This is a genomic window from Enterobacter sp. 2VL (assembly GCF_005503595.1).
GTDB lineage: Bacteria > Pseudomonadota > Gammaproteobacteria > Enterobacterales > Enterobacteriaceae > Enterobacter > Enterobacter cancerogenus.
The window spans coordinates 703,452-726,209 of record NZ_SCNE01000001.1 but is presented as its reverse complement, the minus strand read 5'-3'; the positions used below and the strand labels follow the sequence as shown (position 1 = coordinate 726,209).

The following is a 22,758-nucleotide window of genomic DNA, read 5'->3' as shown; positions in this document are numbered from 1 at the left end:
GGAGTAAGGGCAGGGAGGAGGGGATGAACGTAAAACGTCATTACCGTGAAAAACCACACCTTTTTTGCCGAAAACCTCTACTCACTAAGGGTAATGACTTTTTTTTCGCCGCAAATCCACCCACTTTTCCTTTGATTTATATCAACTTACCGCCGCCCTAAAACCCTAATGTTTGCAGCATCATTCGAGAATCAGAGGTGTCTATGAGTCACTCATCCGCTCCCGAAAGGGAAACCGGTGCCGTCATTACTGAATGGCGTCCGGAGGATCCGGCGTTCTGGCAACAGCGCGGCCATCGTATTGCAAGCCGAAATCTGTGGATTTCCGTTCCGTGTCTGCTGTTAGCATTTTGCGTATGGATGTTGTTCAGTGCTGTGGCGGTTAACCTGCCGAAAGTCGGCTTTACGTTTACCACCGATCAGCTGTTTATGTTAACCGCGCTGCCGTCGCTCTCAGGCGCATTGCTGCGTGTGCCTTACGCCTTTATGGTTCCTGTTTTTGGCGGTCGTCGCTGGACGGCATTCAGCACCGGCATCATGATCGTTCCCTGCGTCTGGCTCGGCTTTGCGGTGCAGGACACGTCCACGCCGTTTAGCGTCTTCGTGGTAATCTCTCTGCTGTGCGGCTTTGCTGGCGCAAACTTTGCTTCCAGTATGGCAAACATCAGCTTCTTCTTCCCGAAAGCGAAGCAGGGCGGCGCGCTGGGTATTAACGGCGGTCTGGGCAACATGGGCGTGAGCGTCATGCAGCTGATCGCGCCGCTGGCGATCTCCGTTTCCATCTTCGCGGCCTTCGGCGGCGGTGGCGTAACGCAGCCGGACGGCTCATCGCTGTTCCTGCAGAACGCGGCCTGGATCTGGGTACCGTTCCTGGTGATCTTCACCCTGGCGGCCTGGTTCTTTATGAACGATCTGTCCGCGTCTAAAGCATCGCTGAGCGAGCAGCTGCCGGTGCTGAAGCGCGGCCACCTGTGGGTGATGGCGCTGCTGTATCTGGCAACCTTCGGTTCATTCATCGGTTTCTCCGCGGGCTTTGCGATGCTGTCCAAGACCCAGTTCCCGGATATTCAGATCCTGCAGTTCGCCTTCTTCGGTCCGTTCGTTGGTGCCCTGGCACGTTCTGTCGGTGGGATGATTTCCGACCGTCTGGGCGGGACGCGCGTGACGCTGGTGAACTTTGTGGTGATGGCTGTCTTCTGTGCGCTGTTGTTCCTGACGCTGCCAGCTGATGGTCAGGGCGGGAACTTCACTGCCTTCTTCGGCGTGTTCATGGTGCTGTTCCTGACGGCCGGGCTGGGCAGTGCGTCCACCTTCCAGATGATCTCCGTTATCTTCCGTAAGCTGACGATGGATCGTGTGAAAGCGCAGGGCGGAAGCGAAGAGCAGGCCATGCGTGAAGCCGCAACCGACACCGCTGCCGCGCTGGGCTTTATCTCTGCGATTGGCGCGATTGGTGGCTTCTTCATTCCGAAGGCGTTCGGTATCTCTCTGGACCTGACCGGGTCGCCAGCGGGCGCAATGAAAGTATTCCTCGTATTCTATATCGCCTGCGTGGCTATCACGTGGCTGGTATACGGCCGTAATACTAAGAAAAATAAGTAAGTTTGATTATCCGTTAACGCGGCCAGCGTGCCGCGTTTTTTTTGACCACTCATTAGTTACAACATACTTATCAGGTCTCATTGATACGCCCAGGGTAATACCGCGATCGCCATCACTTTGCAGGAGTGTCTACCCCCTAATACCTAAGATGTTAAAAAATGCCAAGTGAAGCAGAGGATAAAAGTATTTTTATCTTAATAATCAGTTACATAAAAAATAAAAAATCCTACCGCTTTGGTGGTAGTTGGTCTAATACCACCCCCGGAAGACCCCGCCTGCCTTGATCGTTATCAATTCTTGTCATCTATCAGAGCGTTACCTTCGCTGCAAATCAGCAATGTCGATTTAGAGAGCCACAGGCTCCACACAGGAGATACCCGATGAGCAAATTTTTGGACCGGTTTCGCTACTTCAAACAGAAGGGTGAAACTTTTGCCGATGGGCACGGCCAGGTTCTGGAGACTAACCGGGACTGGGAAGACGGTTACCGTCAGCGCTGGCAGCATGACAAAGTCGTGCGTTCTACCCACGGCGTAAACTGCACAGGTTCATGTAGCTGGAAGATTTTCGTCAAAAATGGTCTGGTGACCTGGGAAGTTCAGCAAACCGATTATCCACGCACGCGTCCTGACCTGCCGAACCATGAACCGCGCGGCTGTCCACGTGGTGCCAGCTACTCCTGGTACCTCTACAGCGCTAACCGCCTGAAATACCCGCTGATGCGTAAACGCCTGATGAAAATGTGGCGTGAGGCGAAGGTTCAGCATAGCGATCCCGTTGCGGCGTGGGCGTCCATTATTGAAGACGCAGATAAAGCGAGAAGCTTTAAGCAGGCGCGTGGTCGCGGCGGCTTCGTGCGTTCCTCCTGGAAAGAAGTCAACGAGCTGATTGCCGCCTCTAACGTCTATACCGTTAAGACCTACGGCCCGGACCGCGTGGCAGGCTTCTCGCCGATCCCGGCGATGTCGATGGTCTCTTATGCGTCCGGTGCGCGCTATCTCTCCCTGATTGGCGGTACCTGTCTGAGCTTCTACGACTGGTATTGCGATTTACCGCCAGCGTCTCCGCAGACCTGGGGTGAGCAGACTGACGTTCCTGAATCTGCAGACTGGTATAACTCCAGCTACATCCTCGCCTGGGGTTCAAACGTACCGCAGACCCGTACCCCGGATGCCCACTTCTTTACCGAAGTGCGTTACAAAGGCACCAAAACCGTTGCCATCACCCCGGACTACGCTGAAATCGCCAAGCTGTGCGACCTGTGGCTGGCACCGAAGCAGGGTACCGATGCCGCGATGGCGCTGGCGATGGGCCACGTCATGCTGCGTGAGTTCCACCTCGATAAACCGAGCCAGTACTTCACCGACTACGTGCGTCGCTACACCGATTTCCCGATGCTGGTCATGCTCGAAGAGCGTGATGGCTACTATGCCGCGGGCCGCATGCTGCGCGCCGCCGATCTGGTGGATGCTCTCGGTCAGGAAAATAACCCTGAGTGGAAAACCGTTGCCTGTAACAGCAATGGCGAGCTGGTTGCGCCAAACGGCTCTATCGGCTTCCGCTGGGGCGAAAAAGGCAAGTGGAACCTGGAGCAGCGCGACGGCACGTCTGGTGAAGAAACCGAGCTGCGTCTCAGCATGCTGGGTAGCCAGGATGAGATCGCTGACGTTGGCTTCCCGTACTTCGGCGGCGAAGGCACCGAGCACTTCAACAAGGTTGCGCTGCAGGACGTGCTGATGCACAAACTGCCGGTGAAACGCCTGCAGCTGGCGGATGGCTCCACCGCGCTGGTCACGACCGTATACGACCTGACCATGGCGAACTACGGTCTGGAACGCGGTCTGAACGATGAAAACTGCGCAACCAGCTATGACGACGTGAAAGCGTACACCCCGGCCTGGGCTGAGCAGATCACCGGCGTTCCGCGCGCGCAAATCACCCGCATCGCCCGTGAGTTTGCGGAGAATGCGGATAAGACCCACGGTCGTTCAATGATTATCGTTGGCGCAGGTCTGAACCACTGGTACCACCTCGATATGAACTATCGTGGTCTTATCAACATGCTGATCTTCTGTGGCTGTGTAGGCCAGAGCGGCGGCGGTTGGGCACACTATGTTGGTCAGGAAAAACTGCGTCCGCAGACCGGATGGCAGCCGCTGGCGTTTGCGCTTGACTGGCAGCGTCCGGCTCGCCACATGAACAGCACCTCCTACTTCTATAACCACTCCAGCCAGTGGCGCTACGAGACGGTGACCGCACAGGAACTGCTGTCGCCAATGGCGGATAAATCCCGCTACAGCGGCCATCTGATTGACTTCAACGTGCGCGCCGAGCGTATGGGCTGGCTGCCGTCTGCGCCACAGCTGGGTACCAACCCGCTGCGTATCGCAGAAGAGGCGAAAAAAGCGGGCATGTCGCCGGTAGATTACACCGTCAAATCCCTGAAGGAAGGCTCCATTCGCTTCGCGGCGGAACAGCCTGAAAACGGTAAAAACCATCCGCGTAACCTGTTTATCTGGCGCTCCAACCTGCTGGGCTCTTCCGGTAAAGGTCACGAGTTCATGCTGAAATACCTGCTCGGTACCGACCACGGTATCCAGGGCAAGGATCTCGGCAAGCAGGGCGGCGTGAAGCCTGAAGAAGTTGAATGGAAAGATAACGGTCTGGACGGCAAACTGGATCTGGTGGTGACGCTGGACTTCCGTCTGTCGAGCACCTGCCTGTATTCCGATATCGTTCTGCCAACCGCGACCTGGTACGAAAAAGACGACATGAATACGTCGGATATGCATCCGTTTATTCATCCGCTGTCTGCCGCCGTTGACCCGGCATGGGAATCGAAAAGCGACTGGGAAATCTACAAAGGCATCGCCGAGAAGTTCTCTGAAGTGTGCGTGGGTCACCTGGGTAAAGAGACCGACGTGGTTACGCTGCCAATTCAGCACGACTCCGCAGCCGAACTGGCGCAGCCGCTGGACGTGAAGGACTGGAAAAAAGGCGAGTGTGACCTGATCCCGGGCGTCACCGCGCCGCACATCATTCCGGTTGAACGTGACTACCCGGCTACCTACGAACGCTTTACCTCTATCGGCCCGCTGATGGAGAAAATCGGTAACGGCGGGAAAGGGATCGCCTGGAACACCCAGAGCGAAATGGATCTGCTGCGTAAGCTCAATTACACCAAAGCAGACGGCCCGGCCAAAGGCCAGCCAATGTTGAACACTGCCATTGATGCCGCAGAGATGATCCTGACGCTGGCACCGGAAACGAACGGTCAGGTTGCCGTGAAGGCCTGGGCTGCGCTCAGCGAGTTCACCGGTCGTGACCATAAGCACCTGGCGCTGAACAAAGAAGACGAAAAAATCCGCTTCCGCGATATTCAGGCCCAGCCGCGCAAAATCATCTCCAGCCCGACCTGGTCAGGCCTTGAAGATGAGCATGTTTCTTACAACGCGGGTTACACCAACGTTCACGAGCTGATCCCATGGCGCACCCTGACCGGACGTCAGTCCCTGTATCAGGATCACCAGTGGATGCGCGACTTCGGTGAAAGCCTGCTGGTGTACCGTCCGCCAATCGACACCCGTTCGGTGAAAGCGGTGATGGGTGAGAAATCCAACGGTAACCCTGAGAAAGCGCTGAACTTCCTGACGCCGCACCAGAAATGGGGTATCCACTCCACCTACAGCGACAACCTGCTGATGCTGACGCTGGGTCGTGGTGGGCCAATTGTGTGGATGAGCGAAGCGGATGCCAAAGATCTGGGTATTAAAGATAACGACTGGATCGAAGTGTTCAACAGCAACGGTTCATTAACCGCCCGTGCGGTAGTGAGCCAGCGTGTACCCGCAGGTATGACCATGATGTACCACGCGCAGGAACGTATCGTGAACATTCCTGGCTCAGAAATAACCGAGCAGCGCGGCGGTATTCATAACTCCGTCACCCGTATTACGCCGAAGCCAACCCACATGATCGGTGGCTATGCGCAGCTGGCCTACGGCTTTAACTACTACGGCACGGTAGGGTCTAACCGCGATGAGTTCGTGGTGGTTCGTAAGATGAAGAATATTAACTGGTTAGATGGCGAAGGTAATGACCAGGTACAGGAGAGCGTAAAATGAAAATTCGTTCACAAGTCGGCATGGTGCTGAATCTGGATAAATGCATCGGCTGTCATACCTGCTCAGTCACCTGTAAAAACGTCTGGACCAGCCGTGAAGGTACGGAATATGCCTGGTTCAACAACGTTGAAACCAAGCCAGGCACCGGTTTCCCGACCAACTGGGAAGACCAGGAAAAATACAAGGGCGGCTGGATCCGCAAAATCAACGGCAAAATTCAGCCGCGCATGGGTAACCGTGCCATGCTGCTGGGTAAAATCTTCGCTAACCCGCATCTGCCGGGCATCGACGATTACTACGAGCCGTTTGATTTTGACTATCAGAACCTGCATAACGCCGCAGAAGGTAAACATCAGCCGATTGCGCGCCCTCGCTCCCTCATCACCGGGCAGCGCATGGATAAGATCGAGAAAGGCCCGAACTGGGAAGACGATCTGGGCGGTGAGTTCGAGAAGCTGTCGAAAGACAAAAACTTCGAGAACATGCAGAAGGCGATGTACGGCCAGTTTGAAAACACCTTCATGATGTACCTGCCGCGTCTGTGCGAACACTGCCTGAACCCGGCATGTGTGGCGACCTGTCCGAGCGGTGCTATCTACAAGCGTGAAGAAGACGGCATCGTGCTGATTGACCAGGACAAGTGCCGCGGCTGGCGTATGTGTATCACCGGTTGCCCGTACAAAAAAATCTACTTCAACTGGAAGAGCGGTAAGTCCGAGAAGTGCATCTTCTGCTATCCGCGTATTGAAGCCGGTATGCCGACGGTCTGTTCCGAAAGCTGCGTGGGCCGTATCCGTTACCTCGGCGTGCTGTTGTACGACGCGGACGCGATTGAAACCGCAGCCAGCACCGAAAACGAAAAAGATCTGTATCAGCGCCAGCTGGACGTGTTCCTCGATCCGAACGATCCGAAAGTGATCGAGCAAGCGCTGAAAGACGGCGTACCGCAGAGCGTGATCGACGCGGCGCAGCAGTCTCCGGTGTACAAAATGGCGATGGACTGGAAGCTGGCACTGCCGCTGCATCCGGAATACCGCACGCTGCCGATGGTCTGGTATGTGCCACCTCTGTCTCCGATTCAGTCTGCGGCTGACGCAGGTGAACTGGGCAGCAATGGCATCCTGCCGGACGTGGAAAGCCTGCGTATCCCGGTTCAGTACCTGGCGAACCTGCTCACCGCAGGGGATACCCAGCCGGTCCTGCTGGCGCTGAAACGTATGCTGGCGATGCGTCACTTCAAACGCGCTGAAACCGTTGACGGCGTAACGGATACCCGTGCGCTGGAAGAGGTGGGTCTGACGGAAGCGCAGGCGCAGGAGATGTACCGCTATCTGGCGATTGCGAACTACGAAGACCGTTTCGTGGTACCAAGCAGCCACCGTGAGCAGGCTCGCGAAGCCTTCCCGGAAAAAAGCGGATGTGGCTTTACCTTTGGCGACGGTTGCCACGGGTCTGACACCAAATTCAACCTGTTCAACAGCCGCCGCATCGATGCTATGGATGTGACCAGCAAAACGGAGCCGCACCAATGATTGAACTCGTCATTGTTTCGCGTCTGCTCGAGTACCCGGATGCTGCGCTTGCGCAGCATCAACAGGAACTCTTTGATGCACTCGCGTCATCTGAAAACCTGGATAAAGAGGATGCCCAGAAGCTGGGCGTTTTCCTGCGCGATCTGCTTGCGCGCGATCTGCTTGATGCGCAGGCAGACTACAGCCAGTTGTTCGACCGTGGCCGCGCAACGTCGCTGCTGCTGTTCGAACACGTACACGGTGAATCCCGCGACCGCGGTCAGGCGATGGTAGACCTGATGGCGCAGTACGAGCAGCATGGCCTGCAGCTCGACAGCCGCGAGCTGCCGGATCATCTGCCGCTGTATCTGGAGTATCTGGCGCAGCTGCCAAAGGAAGAGGCGCTGGGCGGCCTGCAGGATATCGCCCCGATTCTGGCGCTGCTGAACGCGCGTCTGCAACAGCGTGAAAGCGCGTATGCCATTCTGTTCGAACTGCTGGTGAAACTGGCAAAAGCGGCAATCGACACGGAAAAAGTGGCGGAAAAAATCGCGGAAGAAGCCCGCGATGACACCCCACAGGCGCTGGATGCCGTCTGGGAAGAAGAGCAGGTGAAATTCTTTGCTGACCAGAGCTGCGGTGAGTCAGAAATTTCTGCTCACCAGCGTCGTTTCGCCGGAGCAGTTGCCCCGCAATATTTGAATATCTCTAACGGAGGACGGCAATAATGCACTTCCTGAATATGTTCTTCTTTGACATTTACCCGTACATTGCGGGCACCGTGTTCCTGGTGGGAAGCTGGCTGCGCTATGACTATGGTCAGTACACCTGGCGTGCGGCCTCCAGCCAGATGCTGGATCGCAAGGGAATGAACCTGGCCTCGAACCTGTTCCACATCGGTATTCTCGGGGTGATCGCCGGGCATGCCTTCGGGATGCTGACGCCACACTGGGTGTATGAATCCTGGCTGCCGCTGGACGTGAAACAGAAGATGGCGATGTTTGGTGGCGGTGCTGCGGGCCTGATGTGCCTGGTGGGCGGCTTGCTGCTGCTGAAACGCCGCCTCTTCAGCCCGCGCATCCGTGCGACGACAACCGCAGCCGATATTCTGGTGATGTCAGTGCTGGTTATCCAGTGCGCGCTGGGCCTGATGACCATTCCGTTCTCTGCGCAGCACATGGACGGCAGCGAGATGATGAAGCTGGTCGGCTGGGCGCAGTCTGTGGTGACCTTCCACGGCGGTGCGTCTGAGCATCTCGACGGCGTAGCGTTTATCTTCCGCATGCACCTGGTGCTGGGGATGACCCTGTTTGTGCTGTTCCCGTTCTCCCGCCTGGTCCATATCTGGAGCGTGCCGGTAGAGTACCTGACGCGCAAATACCAGGTTGTCCGCGCGCGTCGCTAATTGACTGAAAACAGACACGGGAGCAACACGCTCCCGTTATTTTCAGATTGTGTAAAGAAGGGGCTCCTATATCATTAGCGGCTGGAATAGCTAGTGAAGGGAGCACTGGTGTGGGTCAATCAACAGAGCCGGAAATTTCGGCCGCAATAAAAATAATCTCAACAGGCATTGCCTTGCCTGCTGAAAGACTGACGTCCAGCGAACTGGATTCATGGTTGGGAAAACCGCCTGGCTACGTTGAAAAACGGTCCGGTATTCTTACCCGCTACCACGCTTCTCATACCGCCAGTCAAGCCGAGTTGGCCGCACAGGCGCTACATAACGCGCTAAATTCCGGGACGATATCACCTGCTTCCATAGACCTTTTGATATGTGCATCGGCTGTTGCCATACAGGCGCTTCCCTGCAGTGCCGTACATATTATCAAGGCGGCTGGAATGCCCGCTGGTATAGCGGGTTTCGATATTAATAGCAGTTGTGTCAGCTTTATTTCCGCTTTAGAAGTTGCTGCAGGTTTACTGAATACTGGCACATATCGTCGCATCGCTATTGTTTCTGCTGATTTAGCATCGCGGGGCATTGACTGGAGCCACGAAGAATCTTCGTTGATTTTCGGGGATGGTGCGGCGTGTGCGATCGTGGAACGTGGTGACGGCAACAGCGGGATTATAACCAGTCTGATCGAGATGTACCCGGATGGCAGCGAACTTTGTGAAATCCGTGCGGGAGGAACGCGTCGCAACCCCAGAGCGGGCTTGAACGACAGTGATTTTATGTTCCATATGCAGGGAAAGGCGCTGTTCCGGTACGCCTCCTCGCTGATTGATGACTACTTCGCGCGACTGCTGGGAAAATGCGGTCTGCACCTGTCGGAGATTGGTACCGTCATTCCACATCAGGCCAGCCATCTTTCTCTTGAACACATGCGTAAGCGGTTGGGCGTCCCTGAGTCCATCTTAATTGACATTTACCGTCACTACGGCAATCAGGTTGCCGCCTCCATCCCCACGGCGCTGCATGAAGCGGTAAGCCGTGGCCGTTTCACACCGGGTAAACCTGCGATGCTTATCGGTACTGCCGCAGGTCTTACGCTTGCAGGCATGGTACTTATGCCATGAAAATTCTGGTTACAGGGGCAACCAGCGGGCTGGGGCGTAACGCTGTTCACTATTTGCTGGAACGTGGCTTTAGCGTAGTGGCGACGGGGCGCAATCACGTCGAAGGTGAACATTTAAAGCATGTGGGCGCGACCTTTATCTCTCTCGACTTGTCCCTGGCGTCTCTGGACCAATGCGCCAGGCTCATGGAAGGATGCGACGCAGTGTGGCATTGCGCAGCGAAATCTTCTCCCTGGGGTGATCGGGACGCTTTCTGGCGGGCCAACGTCATTGCAACAAAAAAACTGGCGATGGCTGCGGGCAATGCGGGTATTTCGCGCTTTGTCCATATTTCTACCCCTGCGGTCTACTTTGATTTTGAACATCACTATGATCTTCCTGAAACCTACCTGGCGAACACATTTTCCAGCCACTACGCCAGCAGCAAACGGGCAGCCGAACGCATCATTGAAGATGCGGCGGCAAGTTACAGTTCGACAACTTTCATCATTTTGCGTCCGCGTGGGCTTTTCGGTCCCCATGATAAAGTGATCGTACCTCGCCTGCTGCGTCAGTTACATCAGGACGGCGGGATACTGCGCCTGCCCAGGGGAGGAGAAGCTCTTCTCGATTTGACCTTTGTACAAAACGTGGTCTTTGCCATGGAACGTGCGACCTGTGGTCAGCATCTTTTTTCCGGCAGCATCTATAACGTGACCAATCACCAGCCGCAGCGGCTAGTCGATATGCTTGACGCGCTGTTGCGTCAGGAACTTGGGTTACGCTATCAGATCCGGTCAATACCCTGGCCGATGTTGTCACTGGCCGCGCGTGGCATGGAATTAATAGGAAAGTGTATCAACAAGGAACCTCCCGTCACCCGTTACAGTGCGGGAACGGTTTGTTTCGATATGACACTGAGCGCTAAAAAAGCCGTAGAGGAGTTGGGCTATACCCCTCGTTTTTCTATGGCAGAAGGCATCGCGATAACGGGAGAATGGCTGAGGACGAATGGCAAAGATTATCGCGTTTGAAACAGGATATTGCACCCATATCGGCTGCATGGCTCTAAAAGGCGCTGGTCTCAGAGTGTGCAAATTTCCCTCCCGAGCCTGGCTTCTGGAGGTCGGTTCACACCGGTGGCTATGGGATACTGGGTACTCCTCCTGGTTTGAACACTACACGCGCTCGGGCATTTTTCGCATTTACCGGCAAGTCACGCCGGTTTATTTCGACGCCAAACAATCTCTGGCTCAACAGCTTTACGCGGCAGGCCTGGCCGGGGGCGATATCGATGCGATTATCTTGTCGCATTTCCATGCCGATCACGTAGCAGGGCTGCGTGATTTCCCCGATGTTAGCTGTATTTGTTCTGGTGAGGGCTGGCAGCAGGTGAGAGCGCTAAGAGGATTTGCCGCCCTGCGTCAGGCATTTGTGCCTGGACTTTTCCCCTCCGATTTTGAGTCGTCGTTACGTTTCATAGAAGGTTTTGAAGCCCTGAGGCTGCCCGATGCGCTGGCTCCGTTTGAGTGGGGTTATGTTTTGCCAGACAGTCAGGGAGAAATTATTTTGATCCCACTTGCGGGCCATGCTGCCGGACACTTCGGTGCATTCGTACTGACAGAGGACGGCTGGACACTGTTGGCTGCAGATGCGGCCTGGTCTCCTGACAACTACCGGGAGATGCGCGGACCTTCGCGGCTTGCCAATCTGGTGATGTCTGATCCTTCTGCTTATTACCAGACGCTCCAGCGACTCAATCAGCTCTGGAAAAACGGTAAAGTGGATATCCATCTGTGTCATGAGGGCGATTTGTGAACATCCTTATGCTGATGTGGCGCTATTTCTGCACCCGCAGACGGCGTTTTACCGAACGTGAAAAACTGGAGAAATGGCAGGAAAAAAAACTGTATCGCTTCAGGCGGAACGTGTTATCGAAAAGCCCATGGTTTCAGCGCTTTCTCGCGGTGCCATTCGAACAGTGGCCGCTGATGAACAAGGCGCTGATGATGACGCATTTCGATGAAATGAATACTGAAGGTCTTAAGCGTGACGAGCTTATGGCTTGCGCGCTTGAAAGTGAGCAGAGCCGGGACTTCAGTTCGAAAATAGGCCGATTTAGCGTTGGCCTGTCATCTGGCACTTCCGGCAGACGTGGGTTATTTGTTGTCAGTCCGAAGGAGCAGCAAATTTGGGCTGCGGGTATGCTTGCCAGGGCCCTACCGGACGGTCTTTTTGCTCGAGAACGGGTTGCACTGTTTCTGCGGGCAAACAATAACCTTTACCAGAGTGTAAACAGCCGCTGGTTATGCCTGGAGTTTTACGATTTACTGGCACCGTTTCCGCAGCAATTACTCCACGCAGAACAATTTTCTCCAACGATCATTGTTGCCCCCTCACAGGTATTACGTGCGCTGGCGCTGGCGGTAATGGAAGGAAAACTGCAGTTGAATGTCAAAAAGGTGATTTCTGTCGCCGAAGTTCTGGAGGAACAGGACAGGGCACTTATCCACCAGGTTTTTGGTAGCGTGGGCGAAATCTATCAGGCAACAGAGGGGTTTTTAGCCTCAACCTGTTCCTTTGGTACGTTACATCTGAACGAGGAATTTATTCACGTTGAGCCCCAATGGCTGGATGAGCGGCGTTTTACTCCTGTTATCACTGATTTCACCCGCAGCACGCAGCCCATCGTCCGTTATCGCCTTGATGACATACTGGTTGCCCGCGATACGCGATGCCCCTGCGGGAGTGCGACGCGCGCGATTGAGCGTATTGAGGGGCGACAGGACGATCAGCTTCTTCTCCCTGATTGCACGGGCAAACCTCAGGTTATTTTTGCCGACCCCTGCAGTCGCGTGCTGGCCGTCACACTCCCCCTTACCGCAGACTATCGCCTGGTACAAACAGAAGCAGAGAAACTGTGTCTTACAGCGGATTGCGACGCAGAAATACTTCATCACTGCCGCGACGCGCTGAATGATCTGTTTACATTACAGGGCATAGATACTTCCCGGCTGGTCTGGGTGCTACTGTCCCGAAACGTATCACCGAACTTTGACGCAAAACGGCGACGCATTGTTCGCGAATGGGGAAAAGGATGAGTGAGTTTCTGCAACGCCTCTGGCAGATGCTGTTGGGGTGGGGAGCAGTCGGGGTCGTTTATTCGCTTTGCGACAGGTTACAGGGTGAAGGTTATCGTTTAACGCCATTACGGGTTGACGCGTTAATTCCCTTTTCGCCTGATGCGGTGTGGCTCTACTTGTCCTTTTTCTTGATTGTCCCGTTGGGATATTTATTAACCCCGTATGACCGAGTGCGGTGGCTTGCCCGGTCCATGCAATTTTCGGCGCTGGGGGCGGGCGTCATATATCTGTTATGGCCGACCACCATGGTGTATCCCACGCTGGCAGGAGAGGGGATTTCTTCAAAAGTATTAGAATGGCTGGTCTATGTCGATTCCAGCCAAAATTGTTTTCCTTCTTTGCACGCTGCGCTGACGGCGCTCGCCGTCTGGGCGATAGCGGCAGCGCGTTTACGCTGGATGGCGGTTGCAAGCGTCATTTGGGCGTGTGCTATTGCCTTTTCGATCCTTCAACTGAGAAGGCATCTGTTCATTGATTTAATTGCTGGCGTTTTGCTGGCCGGGGCCAGTGTGTGGCTGGCAGGGCAACTGGACGTGCGCAGACAAAAATATAAAGGAATATCCTGTGAGTGAACTCCTGTTTCCCATTCTTTTCATGTTGTTTTTCGTTTGTGCAGAAGCTTGTGTTCTTCAGTTCACCCGGCGGCAAAATGTTGATTGGCTCGATATCATTTTCAACCTCAATTCCGGGCACATTATACTGTGGTCTTTCCGGTGCCTGGAGGTGCTTTGCTACGGATTTGTGCTGAAACACTATAGCCTGAATCTTTTGGAGGATTGGTCTGTAGTCGGATTATGGCTCTTCACATTGTTAATATGGGACTTCGGTTTCTATTGGCTTCATCGTCTCCATCACCAGTTTCGGCTACTGTGGGCTGTTCACGTTGTTCATCATCAGGGGGAGAACTATAACCTGTCGCTGGGGATGCGAAATTCATGGTACTCATCATTAACGTCTATCCCTTTCTTTTGGGTTTTAGCCCTGGCTGGCGTACCGCTGAGTGTCTTTCTGACGGTTTCCATCGTGCATTACAGCATTCAGTTTTTTAACCATAACGCGTTAACGCCAAAGCTGGGGTGGCTTGAAAAGGTATTTGTTACCCCGACGCATCACCGCGTTCATCATCTTAATAACAAGCGCTATGCCGACACCAACTACGGTGGCACTTTTATTTTCTGGGATAAATTATTCGGCACGTTCTGCGAGACGCCCTCGCAGGAGAAGTCGACCTATGGGGTAAAAGGCAGAAAGCCCTCGTTAAACCCTATGCAGGAAAGTAATCTTCCTTTTTTGCAAATGGCAGGTATTTTAAAAACGGTTCGTCTCCGACCTCGCCAGTCTGACTGCCCGATATTCATGACAGGTGTCGGGGCTATTTTGTTGTTTGCGGTCGTTTTGTGCTACATCCAGCGCTACGGATATAGCATAGATAACGTGGACGCTGCGCAGTCCATGCTATTTATCTTGTTGGCAGCCGGCTCTGTCGCATTGGGAGGGATCAGCGAGGGTCAGCGCTGGGGAGTGATGGTGTGGTGTCTGGTCACACTGTCTTTACCGCTCCTTTTCTTAGGCTTGTGGGGCTGGAATCACGCGTATTGGGTTGCTGTTATGGCGGCACTGGCCGTGCACGGTATTTTACTCACCTATGGCCTTGGGCGCAGGATAAAAAGGGGGATAAGTGAACCCGTTTAATCCTGAAAGGCGGTTGACCTTTCCTGCCGATTCACCCCGGCTGGTTACAGCGCTTCACAGCGAAACACGCACGCTCTTAACAGAACGGGGCGATCATCGCTATGCCGATGGGCGAATGCTGGTTAAAACAGTGATGCTGGCTGGCGCCTTTATTGCAAGTTATGTGTTAGCGCTTCATCAGAGCGTCCTGTCCCTTTATTTTTCATGGTATTTTGCCGCCATCGTTTTCGCGATGTTGCTTGCTGTGAACGTCGTGCATGATGCGTCTCATAATGCCTTTCTAAAAAGTAAAAAAGCTAACGCATGGTTAAACCGTATTGCCGCTATCCCCCTCGGCCTGGATCCCGATTGCTGGCGCGTTCGCCATGTCAGATTTCATCATGGATTCACCAATATAGAATGTTACGATCCGGACACCGCAGAAAATGGTTTTATCCGTCAGACGCCCTGGCAGCGTTGGCGACCTTTTATGCGGATGCAGCGTTACTACTGGCCATTGGTCGCCGCATTGACCTTTCCTTGGTATATCTGGTTTATTGACTGGATCGACAGAGGAGGATATACACCGGTGGCACCTCATCTGGCGCAGCAGGGTATTATCGGCTGGACGCTCTTTTTAACGGGTAAAGCGTTGCACATAGCGTTCAGCCTCGTGTTACCCATGTGGTTGTTGGCCGACAGATTTAGTACAGGCTCAATTTTGCTGACCTATATACTCTGTCAGATGATCTCTTCTCTAATATTCGTCATGCTCATCATCGGGACGCACTGGGCAAAGGGCTGCGCTCAACTCCCCCCCGAAGGGGGCAAAATGGCTCAAGGCAGGCTTTTCCATACCTTTGCAACGACCTTTGACTGGTCGACACGTCCCGCCTTCATTGGCTACTGGCTGGGTGGCCTCAATCTTCATCTGACCCACCATCTTTTCCCGCACTGGAGTCATCGCCATTATTCTCAGTTGAGTCGGATCATTGAGGATGTCGCCGCGCGAGAAGGGCTGGATTATCGTCGACTCACCTTCGCCGAATTAATGTCTCTCCAGCAGCGTTTTCTCAGGCGCATGGGTGAACGCCCTGAGCGTCAGGGAGAGTTGCCGTGAAGATTATGGTAACCGGAGCATCGGGTTTCATTGGCGGGGCTTTTATCCGGCGTTTTGCCGAGGCTGACGGCGTTTCGCTGTGTGGCGTCGGGCGCCGTGTAAATGTCGATTTACCCGCATCCGTTGAGTATTACGCAATGGGGTTAGACCAACTCGATACGCTCGATTTAGTACCCGATGTGGTTATTCATGCGGCAGGAAGGACATCGCCCTGGGGTACTGAGCATGATTATTACCGGGATAATGTTGAGACGACCCGGCACGTTATCGATTTTTGCCGTCATCGTGGCTTCCCACGACTCATATTTATTTCAAGCGCTGCGGTTTACTACCGTTTTGCGCACCAGCCTGGACTGCGTGAATGTGATGCTATTGGCCCCGAATTTAGCAGCATATATGGGCGCACAAAACGTCAGGCTGAGTGCCTTGTTGAGACGTATCAGGGGGAGAAAACCATTTTTCGCCCTTGTGCCGTATTTGGTGAGGGTGATCGCTTGCTATTACCGCCTTTGTTGGCTGCGGCTAAAAAAGGAAAGCTGCCCTCTATCCTTAGCCGTGGTGTAAAAGTGCATGCCGACATTATGCACGTCAATGTGCTATGTGATTACCTGATGCGCGCAGTGAGACGCAGTCATCTCAGTCCATGCTATAACATCTCCGCCAGCCAAACTGTCGAAACCCATCGACTGTTATCTGAAGTTTTGCAACAGCTTGGCTTGCCTCAACCGCATAAAACCGTGCGCCTGGAAACGGCACTGTGTTTTGCTGGCATACTCGAGGGGCTGTGGCGCTGGCTACCGTTACCGGGAGAACCGCCGATTACCCGTTTTGGCGTAGCCGTCTTTGGCTACACTAATACCCTGAATGTTACGCGTATGCTGGATGACTTTGGTCCACCATCAATGGATTTTGACGCCAGCCTGCGTACGTTTTTACAACAAATCAAGGAAGAGCGCCTGTGTTGATTATCGCAATGGTATGGCTGGCCATTCTGCTTTTCAAAGTCGGCATGACGCTGAAAATGCTTACAGCCCCAAGGGATGATAGTTCCTGCACTTTCAACGACATTACGGTCATGCAACCCATACTCAGCGGTGACCCTGCGCTGGAGACGGTGCTGGCCGCGAATCTACGGAATTTGCCTGGTGCAACCTTTCTTTGGCTGACTGACGTGGACGACGCTAAGGCCGCCAGGGTAACGCAGCGGTTACAGGCGCGTTACCCTCAGAGCACCATTCGTATCTGCGCATATCCTGAAGCGCCGGAAGGGATTAATCCAAAGTTATATAAGCTTGAGCAGGGTAGAGAGCTGGTTAAGACCCTGACAGTCCTGATTTTAGATGACGATGCGGTACTGACGGCGTCATCGCTGGGTACGATGCTTGCCGCGCTCGATGATAATTCGCTTGTCACCGCGCTGCCCAGGTATGTGGCGACCGACAACTTACCGTCACGATTGCTGGCACAATTTGTTAATGACAACTCAGCGCTGACGTATCTGCCGTTGTTGCCTTTTGTCAGACCGTTAACGCTAAATGGCATGTGCTATCTGTTACCTTTGCGTGTGCTGGAAAATATAGGGGGATTTTCGCCCATCCTTAGACATCTAACAGATGATCTCGCGCTGGCAACGCTTCTTACTCAGCAAGGGGTGAACATTGTACAGTCTGTCGCGCCGGTGAGCGTGCAAACCAGCGTGCCTGACTTCAGACGATATTTCCGTCAGATGCACCGCTGGTTTTTGTTTGCCACATTGTTAATGCGTGAGAAGCCTGCCGGTACGAATCTGGCAATCGTTCTTCTTCAGGGTATACACCCGTTACTGCTTTGGACGATGGTGTTGCTTGCATTCAATGGAGGGATAAATAGCGTATTACTGGCGGTGGTCCTGCTCGTTCGCCACGTTGCCTTGCGCCGTATACAGCGTTTAGTGTCAGAGACTATTTCCGCAAGGCCGATGATGTCGGTTTTATCAGAACTATTACAGCCTGTGCATTTGATCCACGCCTTGCTCAACCGAAATATTCACTGGCGTTCGCGTCGTTATCGCGTTTTCAGTAATGACCGCTTCAGCTCATTGTGACTGGTATGCAACTTAACATCGCTTTTATCACGGGAAGAAGTCGTCCCGGCAATCTTGCGCTCAGCCCGGTGCAGAGTGTGTTCCTACAGTCTTTGCAGACGGAGGGGATCATACCTGTCACAGAAAATTTCCCGTGGATACCCCAAACCCGGTCATGGTGTGATACTGGTTTATTGCGGGCAAGTTGCAGCAACGCGCGAGACTATCTCACTTCTCGCAGAGCAGCATTTGGCGAGCGCCATCAAAATATTGCGATAGCGTTGCTGGAATCGGCGGATCACACGCTATTACTATCCGGAAGTTGTGGATTGGAACTCTTTAATAATCTTCACCTGCCGTCCTCAGTCCTGTCTCGCGTGAGTCTTTTTGCGTACGGACCCGTGGCTCGCCGGCGTCCTGACTGTCATCATCTTTTGGTTCAGGGGCAGCAAGACTGGATTTCTCGCCTTTGGTTTCACCAGGTGGATGAGCTCATACCCTGCGGTCATATGGACTATCTCTCACGACCGGAGCTGGTCTGTTTATGTCAGCGATTTATAAATCAAATACGGAAATAGATTCTGATATGCAACGTTTGTTTGATTTGATTCCTGACAATGTCACGCGAATTGATTTGCTGGCCCCGCCATTTTCCGGACATTTGCATCCCGTACTGGCAATGGGAAGAGCGCTTTCAGCGCATTATCAGGTCCGGATTATCAGTACTCGCGGTGCCAGTGCGCGGATTGCGGCGTCCGGTCTGCAAGGACTCATTCTTGACGGTGAGTTCGATACACCGTTAGTGTCGATCGCCAATCCAAAATATGCTGTACAGTCCCATCCTGTGAGGCTTTATCGTCAGTTTCGTTCAGTCGTGGGGCTGCTTAAAAGTTTTGCTGATGAACTGGAGAGTGCGTGGCACCGAGAAGGTGTGCCGGATTTAGCCATCGCTGACTTTACGCTTCCCGTCGTGGGGCCAGTATGTACCCGAATGAACGTTCTCTGGTGGAGTAGCTTGCCGTCGCCGTGCGTGCTTGAAGCGCTGGACGGTCCACCAGCTTATTGTGGTGGGCTGATGCCGGCCATCTCTATGTGGGAAAGGATAAGTCACCTGATCCACAGGAAAAAAGTCAGGTTGTTCAAGAGCCTTGTTTTTTGGCTTTTTCGCGGTGCGATTCGTCAGACGGGTATAACCCGACTTTATCGGTCTGATGGCAGGGAATTCGCATATTCACCTTTGCGTATTCTCGCTTTGGGCGAAAAAAAGATGGAATTTGAGCGGACCTGGCCTGAGTCGGTAGTATTTATTGGGCCTGCGCTATACACACCGCCCGCAGATGGAGAAAAACCGATCTTCATTGATGGAAAGCGTCATGTCTTGATTACGCTCGGCACACATCTGGACTGGCATAAAGATGACGTAGCGAAAGCAGCAATAGCTCTGGCGAAAACAATGCCAGACTGGGAGTTCCATTTCACGGATGGCAGCATCGAAGGCACGGAATGTGAACGGACAGGGAATTTCTGGCGTATGCCGTGGGTTGATTATGATTCATGTTTGTCTCGTTACGATGTCGTGATACACCATGGCGGGGCGGGGATTATGTGGCACTGTATTCAGAAAGGCATCCCAGCCCTGGTTTACCCGGTCGACTATGATCAGTTCGATCATGCTGCCAGGGTCGAATTTTTCAGAAAAGGTATCTGGCTGCGCGGAGGACTCAGGCAACTTGAACAGGCACGCGAACAACTCCTCACATTAATCCGCAAGGATTAGTCAGTTCGCGTGTGACGCTAATTTGCTGATTTTATCCCAACCCCGCACCCGCGGGGCTTTTTCTCGCCCCATCCCAGATTATTACCTGCCGCCGCAAACAGTATCAATGCACCACCCGCCAGTTGCGTAATGTTCAGCGAGTGTCCGAACACCACGGTATCGACAATTATGGCCACCACTGGATAGATAAAAGACAGAGAACCGGTAATGGGCGTCGGGAGCTTCTGGATCGCGCTATACAGCAACTGATACATGATTCCGGTGTGGACAACACCTAACGTCAGTAACATCGGCCATGGAAAATCAGCTGAAAATGCCGGCTGGTTGACGAAAGGTAAAAGCATGATCACGCCAGTCACTACCTGAATAAAGGCGATATGCTGGGGCGCAACTGATTTAAGTCTGCGGGCGATTATGGCTGTGAGTGCGTAGAAGAAAGCGGCCCCCATTGCCAGACCGATTCCTGCAAGCCAGCCTTCTCCATGTTCGCCGTCTAGTTCGCTGGAGAGCAAAATGACCACGCCCGCAAAGGCAAGAAGCAGCCAGCCCCATTTCACCAGGCTGACGCGTTCTCCTAAAAGCATCCCCATCATTACCAGCATGAACGGCTGAGTGTTATACACCACGGTCGACAGGCCGATTGAGATGCGCGTATAGGCCGCGAAAAGCAGTAACCAGTTCACCACCAGGGCAACCCCGCCGATCACCGCCAGCGCCAGCGAGGCCCGGGAAAGCGCGCTGAACGGCTTTTTGCTGAACCGAATAAAAGTAAAGAGCGTAACGGCGCCGATTGCGCAGCGCCAGAAAACGACATCCGTCACCGGCAGGCCTGAAAGCAGCACAAACGCCCCGATGGAGCCTGAAATGAGCATCGCCAGACCCATCTGCCAGACGCCTTTATGAATATCTTGCATCGCACACCTCCTGAATGAGGCTCTATTGTCGAAAAAGTCTGATATGTTTTACAGAGAGGAAATAAGGCGAATCAGGTTAAATGCTTTTTTAAATAAGGTGAAAATGATGGAAAGCCTTCTTGATGAAATCGATCGGCAAATACTGGCTTGTCTTGTTGAAGATGCCCGCATGTCGTTGAAGGTGCTCAGCAGTCGGGTTGGTCTGACATCGCCCAGCACGGCCGAGCGACTGAAGCGGCTGGAAGAGCGTGGCGTGATTCAGGGTTATGGTGCGCGCGTGGATCTCGCGGCGTTAGGGTATACCTTGCAGGCGCTGGTGCGCGTGCGGCCGCTGCCAGGGTTGCTGCACAAGGTCGATAAGTATATTCAGGCCATGCCTGAGTGCATTGAAAGCGATAAGGTCACGGGGGAGGATTGCTTTGTGATCAGACTGGTGGTGCGCTCTATCGGGCAGCTGGATACGCTGCTGGACGGTCTGGCAGAACATGCCCAGTGCAACACGTCGATTGTAAAGAGTTCGCCGGTGACGCGAAGATTGCCGCCGATGTAGGTTTCTGTCGCCGGGTGGCGGCTGCGCCTTACCCGGCCTACAAAGGCTGGATTGGCTTTAAGGTGATGGTGGTGGGGGAAGGATTCGAACCTTCGAAGTCGATGACGGCAGATTTACAGTCTGCTCCCTTTGGCCGCTCGGGAACCCCACCAGGGGTAATACTGTTTTGAGGTACAACGTGAAGATGGTGGTGGGGGAAGGATTCGAACCTTCGAAGTCGATGACGGCAGATTTACAGTCTGCTCCCTTTGGCCGCTCGGGAACCCCACCACGGGGTAATGCTATTACTGGCCTGCTTCCTGTTGGAAGCGGGGCGCATCATATCAAATGAGACGCCCCTGTAAAGCATTCCTTTAGGTAAATGACGCTGTTTGGCTGCTTTTTATCCGTAAAGGTGCAAAGCTAATCAATTCATTTTCCGAAGGATTAAAGAATAATCGTTCTGTTACCGTAGACAAACACGCGCTGCGCCAGCACCTGATACAGCGCACGGCTTAAAACGTTTTTCTCTACGTCGCGTCCGGCACGCATCATATCTTCTGCCGTGTAGGTGTGATCCACATGGATGACGTCCTGCATGATGATTGGGCCTTCATCCAGGTTATCGTTCACATAGTGCGCGGTCGCACCGATGATCTTCACGCCACGTTCATACGCCTGATGATACGGACGTGCGCCGATGAAGGCTGGCAGGAACGAGTGGTGAATATTGATGATCTTGTTCGGGAAGCGCGACACGAAGGATGGTGTCAGTACGCGCATGTATTTAGCCAGCACCACGTAATCCGGGTTATGCGCTTCAATGGCCTGTGCCATCAGATTATCGTGCTCCTCGCGGGTGTGACCTTCATGGCTGACCAGCTCAAACGGAATATCAAAACGCTCAACCAGCGTACGCAGCGTGTCGTGGTTGCCAATGACGGCGGCGATCTCAACGTCCAGTCCGCCATAGTTGGCTTTCATCAGTAAATCGCCCAGGCAGTGGGCCTCTTTAGTGACCAGAATAACGATGCGGCGGCGACCCGCAGGCGTTAACTCACGCACAGAACCGTCGGGCAGGGCGCTATCAAGATCGGCCAGCAGGGTCGTATCGTTGAAAATACCTTCAAGCTCAGTGCGCATAAAGAAGCGGCCCGTACGGTGATCGACGAACTCGTTGTTCTGCACGATATTCAGTTCATGCTTGTAGCAAATGTTGGTAATTCGTGCGATTAGCCCTTTCTGGTCGGGACAAATGGTGCGCAGAACTTTACGTTGGAGTGATTGCATCGCCGGAAATCCTGTTTGTGTATTTGCGAAGTCTCGGTTGTCAGGCGTTACTGCCCGCAACACTTTTTAAATTTTTTACCTGAACCGCAGGGGCAGGGATCGTTACGACCGAATTGAGGGCGTGTTCCGTCAATATAATACCATTGCCCGCTTTCTTTTAAGAACCGGGAAAGCTCGATAATCGCGCCGGGTTTGCCTTGCTCTGTAAAACGCGCCACAAAGCTGACGTAACCTTCGTTATCATCACGGCCTGGTGCGGCGTCATTAACGGTCAGGCCGAGCCACTGAGTGTGAGCAAAGCCCGTTTCTATATCCTGGCGAAATTCAGCTGCATGACAGGACGGATGCCAGGTCCTGATAAGATAGTCTGCGTCTTTGATCACAAAAGCAGTATACCGCGAACGCATTAGGTGTGACGGGTCTGGTGCAACCTGCTCGCCAGAAAGATATCGCTGGCAACATAGGCTATACTCCAGAGCGCTACCGCAGGGGCAGAGTTGAGACACGATTCTCT

At 53.6% G+C, this 22,758-nt stretch carries 19 protein-coding genes and 2 tRNA genes; 16 read left to right on the top strand and 5 right to left on the bottom strand.

All coding sequences use genetic code 11. From position 1 onward, the window contains the following. Positions 1-203 precede the first annotated feature (203 nt). The 15 genes from FFS28_RS03400 (at position 204) to FFS28_RS03325 (ending at position 19,511) form a co-directional block, all read left to right on the top strand. The gene (locus tag FFS28_RS03400) at positions 204-1,601 is read left to right on the top strand and encodes a NarK family nitrate/nitrite MFS transporter (RefSeq protein ID WP_137848772.1); all 1,398 of its coding nucleotides are present in this window, start codon (positions 204-206) and stop codon (positions 1,599-1,601) included. 380 nt (positions 1,602-1,981) lie between these two features. Next, entirely contained in the window at positions 1,982-5,725 is a 3,744-nt protein-coding gene (locus FFS28_RS03395) for a nitrate reductase subunit alpha (RefSeq protein WP_137848771.1), read from the top strand. Next, a complete protein-coding gene (gene narH, locus FFS28_RS03390) occupies positions 5,722-7,257 on the top strand; it encodes a nitrate reductase subunit beta (RefSeq protein WP_058610246.1) in 1,536 nt (511 codons plus the stop codon). Before FFS28_RS03395 ends, narH begins: the two co-directional genes overlap by 4 nt. Further along, positions 7,254-7,964, top strand: a complete 711-nt coding sequence (gene narJ / locus FFS28_RS03385; protein ID WP_137848770.1) for a nitrate reductase molybdenum cofactor assembly chaperone — start codon at positions 7,254-7,256, stop codon at positions 7,962-7,964. Before narH ends, narJ begins: the two co-directional genes overlap by 4 nt. Continuing rightward, entirely contained in the window at positions 7,964-8,641 is a 678-nt protein-coding gene (gene narI, locus FFS28_RS03380; protein WP_006175857.1) for a respiratory nitrate reductase subunit gamma, read from the top strand. Before narJ ends, narI begins: the two co-directional genes overlap by 1 nt. Before the next feature lie 110 nt (positions 8,642-8,751). Beyond that, positions 8,752-9,759: a 3-oxoacyl-[acyl-carrier-protein] synthase III C-terminal domain-containing protein gene (locus FFS28_RS03375; protein ID WP_137848769.1), complete on the top strand. Its 1,008-nt coding sequence runs from the start codon at positions 8,752-8,754 to the stop codon at positions 9,757-9,759. Continuing rightward, the gene (locus FFS28_RS03370) at positions 9,756-10,772 is read left to right on the top strand and encodes an NAD-dependent epimerase/dehydratase family protein (protein ID WP_137848768.1); all 1,017 of its coding nucleotides are present in this window, start codon (positions 9,756-9,758) and stop codon (positions 10,770-10,772) included. The genes FFS28_RS03375 and FFS28_RS03370 overlap by 4 nt, the downstream gene beginning before the upstream one ends. Next, a complete protein-coding gene (locus tag FFS28_RS03365) occupies positions 10,750-11,556 on the top strand; it encodes an MBL fold metallo-hydrolase (protein WP_137848767.1) in 807 nt (268 codons plus the stop codon). The genes FFS28_RS03370 and FFS28_RS03365 overlap by 23 nt, the downstream gene beginning before the upstream one ends. 8 nt (positions 11,557-11,564) lie before the next feature. Next, complete coding sequence (locus tag FFS28_RS03360; RefSeq protein WP_474210461.1) at positions 11,565-12,839, top strand: F390 synthetase-related protein; 1,275 nt, start codon at positions 11,565-11,567, stop codon at positions 12,837-12,839. Continuing rightward, positions 12,836-13,453, top strand: a complete 618-nt coding sequence (locus FFS28_RS03355; RefSeq protein WP_137848765.1) for a phosphatase PAP2 family protein — start codon at positions 12,836-12,838, stop codon at positions 13,451-13,453. The genes FFS28_RS03360 and FFS28_RS03355 overlap by 4 nt, the downstream gene beginning before the upstream one ends. Further along, positions 13,446-14,573, top strand: a complete 1,128-nt coding sequence (locus FFS28_RS03350; protein ID WP_137848764.1) for a sterol desaturase family protein — start codon at positions 13,446-13,448, stop codon at positions 14,571-14,573. Before FFS28_RS03355 ends, FFS28_RS03350 begins: the two co-directional genes overlap by 8 nt. Beyond that, positions 14,560-15,672, top strand: a complete 1,113-nt coding sequence (locus FFS28_RS03345; RefSeq protein WP_137848763.1) for a fatty acid desaturase family protein — start codon at positions 14,560-14,562, stop codon at positions 15,670-15,672. Before FFS28_RS03350 ends, FFS28_RS03345 begins: the two co-directional genes overlap by 14 nt. A gap of 5 nt (positions 15,673-15,677) precedes the next feature. After that, positions 15,678-16,637 (top strand): NAD-dependent epimerase/dehydratase family protein, encoded by a 960-nt coding sequence (locus tag FFS28_RS03340; protein WP_171007380.1) that lies wholly within the window; start codon positions 15,678-15,680, stop codon positions 16,635-16,637. Beyond that, complete coding sequence (locus tag FFS28_RS03335; RefSeq protein WP_137848761.1) at positions 16,631-17,755, top strand: glycosyltransferase; 1,125 nt, start codon at positions 16,631-16,633, stop codon at positions 17,753-17,755. The genes FFS28_RS03340 and FFS28_RS03335 overlap by 7 nt, the downstream gene beginning before the upstream one ends. 565 nt (positions 17,756-18,320) lie before the next feature. Then, positions 18,321-19,511 (top strand): glycosyltransferase, encoded by a 1,191-nt coding sequence (locus FFS28_RS03325; protein WP_171007379.1) that lies wholly within the window; start codon positions 18,321-18,323, stop codon positions 19,509-19,511. 17 nt (positions 19,512-19,528) lie between these two features. Here the strand turns inward: FFS28_RS03325 and FFS28_RS03320 are convergent, their stop codons facing one another. Further along, a complete protein-coding gene (locus FFS28_RS03320; RefSeq protein WP_137848758.1) occupies positions 19,529-20,425 on the bottom strand; it encodes a DMT family transporter in 897 nt (298 codons plus the stop codon). Positions 20,426-20,531: 106 nt separating this feature from the next. Between FFS28_RS03320 and FFS28_RS03315 the strand changes: the two genes are divergently transcribed. Next, positions 20,532-20,975 (top strand): Lrp/AsnC family transcriptional regulator, encoded by a 444-nt coding sequence (locus FFS28_RS03315; protein ID WP_058610256.1) that lies wholly within the window; start codon positions 20,532-20,534, stop codon positions 20,973-20,975. Between the two features lie 66 nt (positions 20,976-21,041). Here FFS28_RS03315 and FFS28_RS03310 read toward each other — a convergent pair. The 4 genes from FFS28_RS03310 to FFS28_RS03295 form a co-directional block, all read right to left on the bottom strand. Continuing rightward, positions 21,042-21,126 (bottom strand) — tRNA-Tyr (locus FFS28_RS03310). A gap of 34 nt (positions 21,127-21,160) precedes the next feature. Next, positions 21,161-21,245, bottom strand: a tRNA-Tyr gene (locus FFS28_RS03305). A 156-nt stretch (positions 21,246-21,401) separates the two neighbouring features. After that, a complete protein-coding gene (purU, locus tag FFS28_RS03300) occupies positions 21,402-22,244 on the bottom strand; it encodes a formyltetrahydrofolate deformylase (RefSeq protein ID WP_006175852.1) in 843 nt (280 codons plus the stop codon). A gap of 47 nt (positions 22,245-22,291) precedes the next feature. Beyond that, complete coding sequence (locus tag FFS28_RS03295; protein WP_137848757.1) at positions 22,292-22,750, bottom strand: YchJ family protein; 459 nt, start codon at positions 22,748-22,750, stop codon at positions 22,292-22,294. Positions 22,751-22,758 lie beyond the last annotated feature (8 nt).

Coding starts and splice junctions, on each gene's coding strand:
- FFS28_RS03400 (WP_137848772.1), top strand. CDS start 204: ATGAGTCACTCATCCGCTCCCGAAAGGGAAACCGGTGCCGTCATTACT.
- FFS28_RS03395 (WP_137848771.1), top strand. CDS start 1,982: ATGAGCAAATTTTTGGACCGGTTTCGCTACTTCAAACAGAAGGGTGAA.
- narH (WP_058610246.1), top strand. CDS start 5,722: ATGAAAATTCGTTCACAAGTCGGCATGGTGCTGAATCTGGATAAATGC.
- narJ (WP_137848770.1), top strand. CDS start 7,254: ATGATTGAACTCGTCATTGTTTCGCGTCTGCTCGAGTACCCGGATGCT.
- narI (WP_006175857.1), top strand. CDS start 7,964: ATGCACTTCCTGAATATGTTCTTCTTTGACATTTACCCGTACATTGCG.
- FFS28_RS03370 (WP_137848768.1), top strand. CDS start 9,756: ATGAAAATTCTGGTTACAGGGGCAACCAGCGGGCTGGGGCGTAACGCT.
- FFS28_RS03365 (WP_137848767.1), top strand. CDS start 10,750: ATGGCAAAGATTATCGCGTTTGAAACAGGATATTGCACCCATATCGGC.
- FFS28_RS03360 (WP_474210461.1), top strand. CDS start 11,565: ATGCTGATGTGGCGCTATTTCTGCACCCGCAGACGGCGTTTTACCGAA.
- FFS28_RS03355 (WP_137848765.1), top strand. CDS start 12,836: ATGAGTGAGTTTCTGCAACGCCTCTGGCAGATGCTGTTGGGGTGGGGA.
- FFS28_RS03340 (WP_171007380.1), top strand. CDS start 15,678: ATGGTAACCGGAGCATCGGGTTTCATTGGCGGGGCTTTTATCCGGCGT.
- FFS28_RS03325 (WP_171007379.1), top strand. CDS start 18,321: ATGCAACGTTTGTTTGATTTGATTCCTGACAATGTCACGCGAATTGAT.
- FFS28_RS03320 (WP_137848758.1), bottom strand. CDS start 20,425: ATGCAAGATATTCATAAAGGCGTCTGGCAGATGGGTCTGGCGATGCTC.
- FFS28_RS03315 (WP_058610256.1), top strand. CDS start 20,532: ATGGAAAGCCTTCTTGATGAAATCGATCGGCAAATACTGGCTTGTCTT.
- purU (WP_006175852.1), bottom strand. CDS start 22,244: ATGCAATCACTCCAACGTAAAGTTCTGCGCACCATTTGTCCCGACCAG.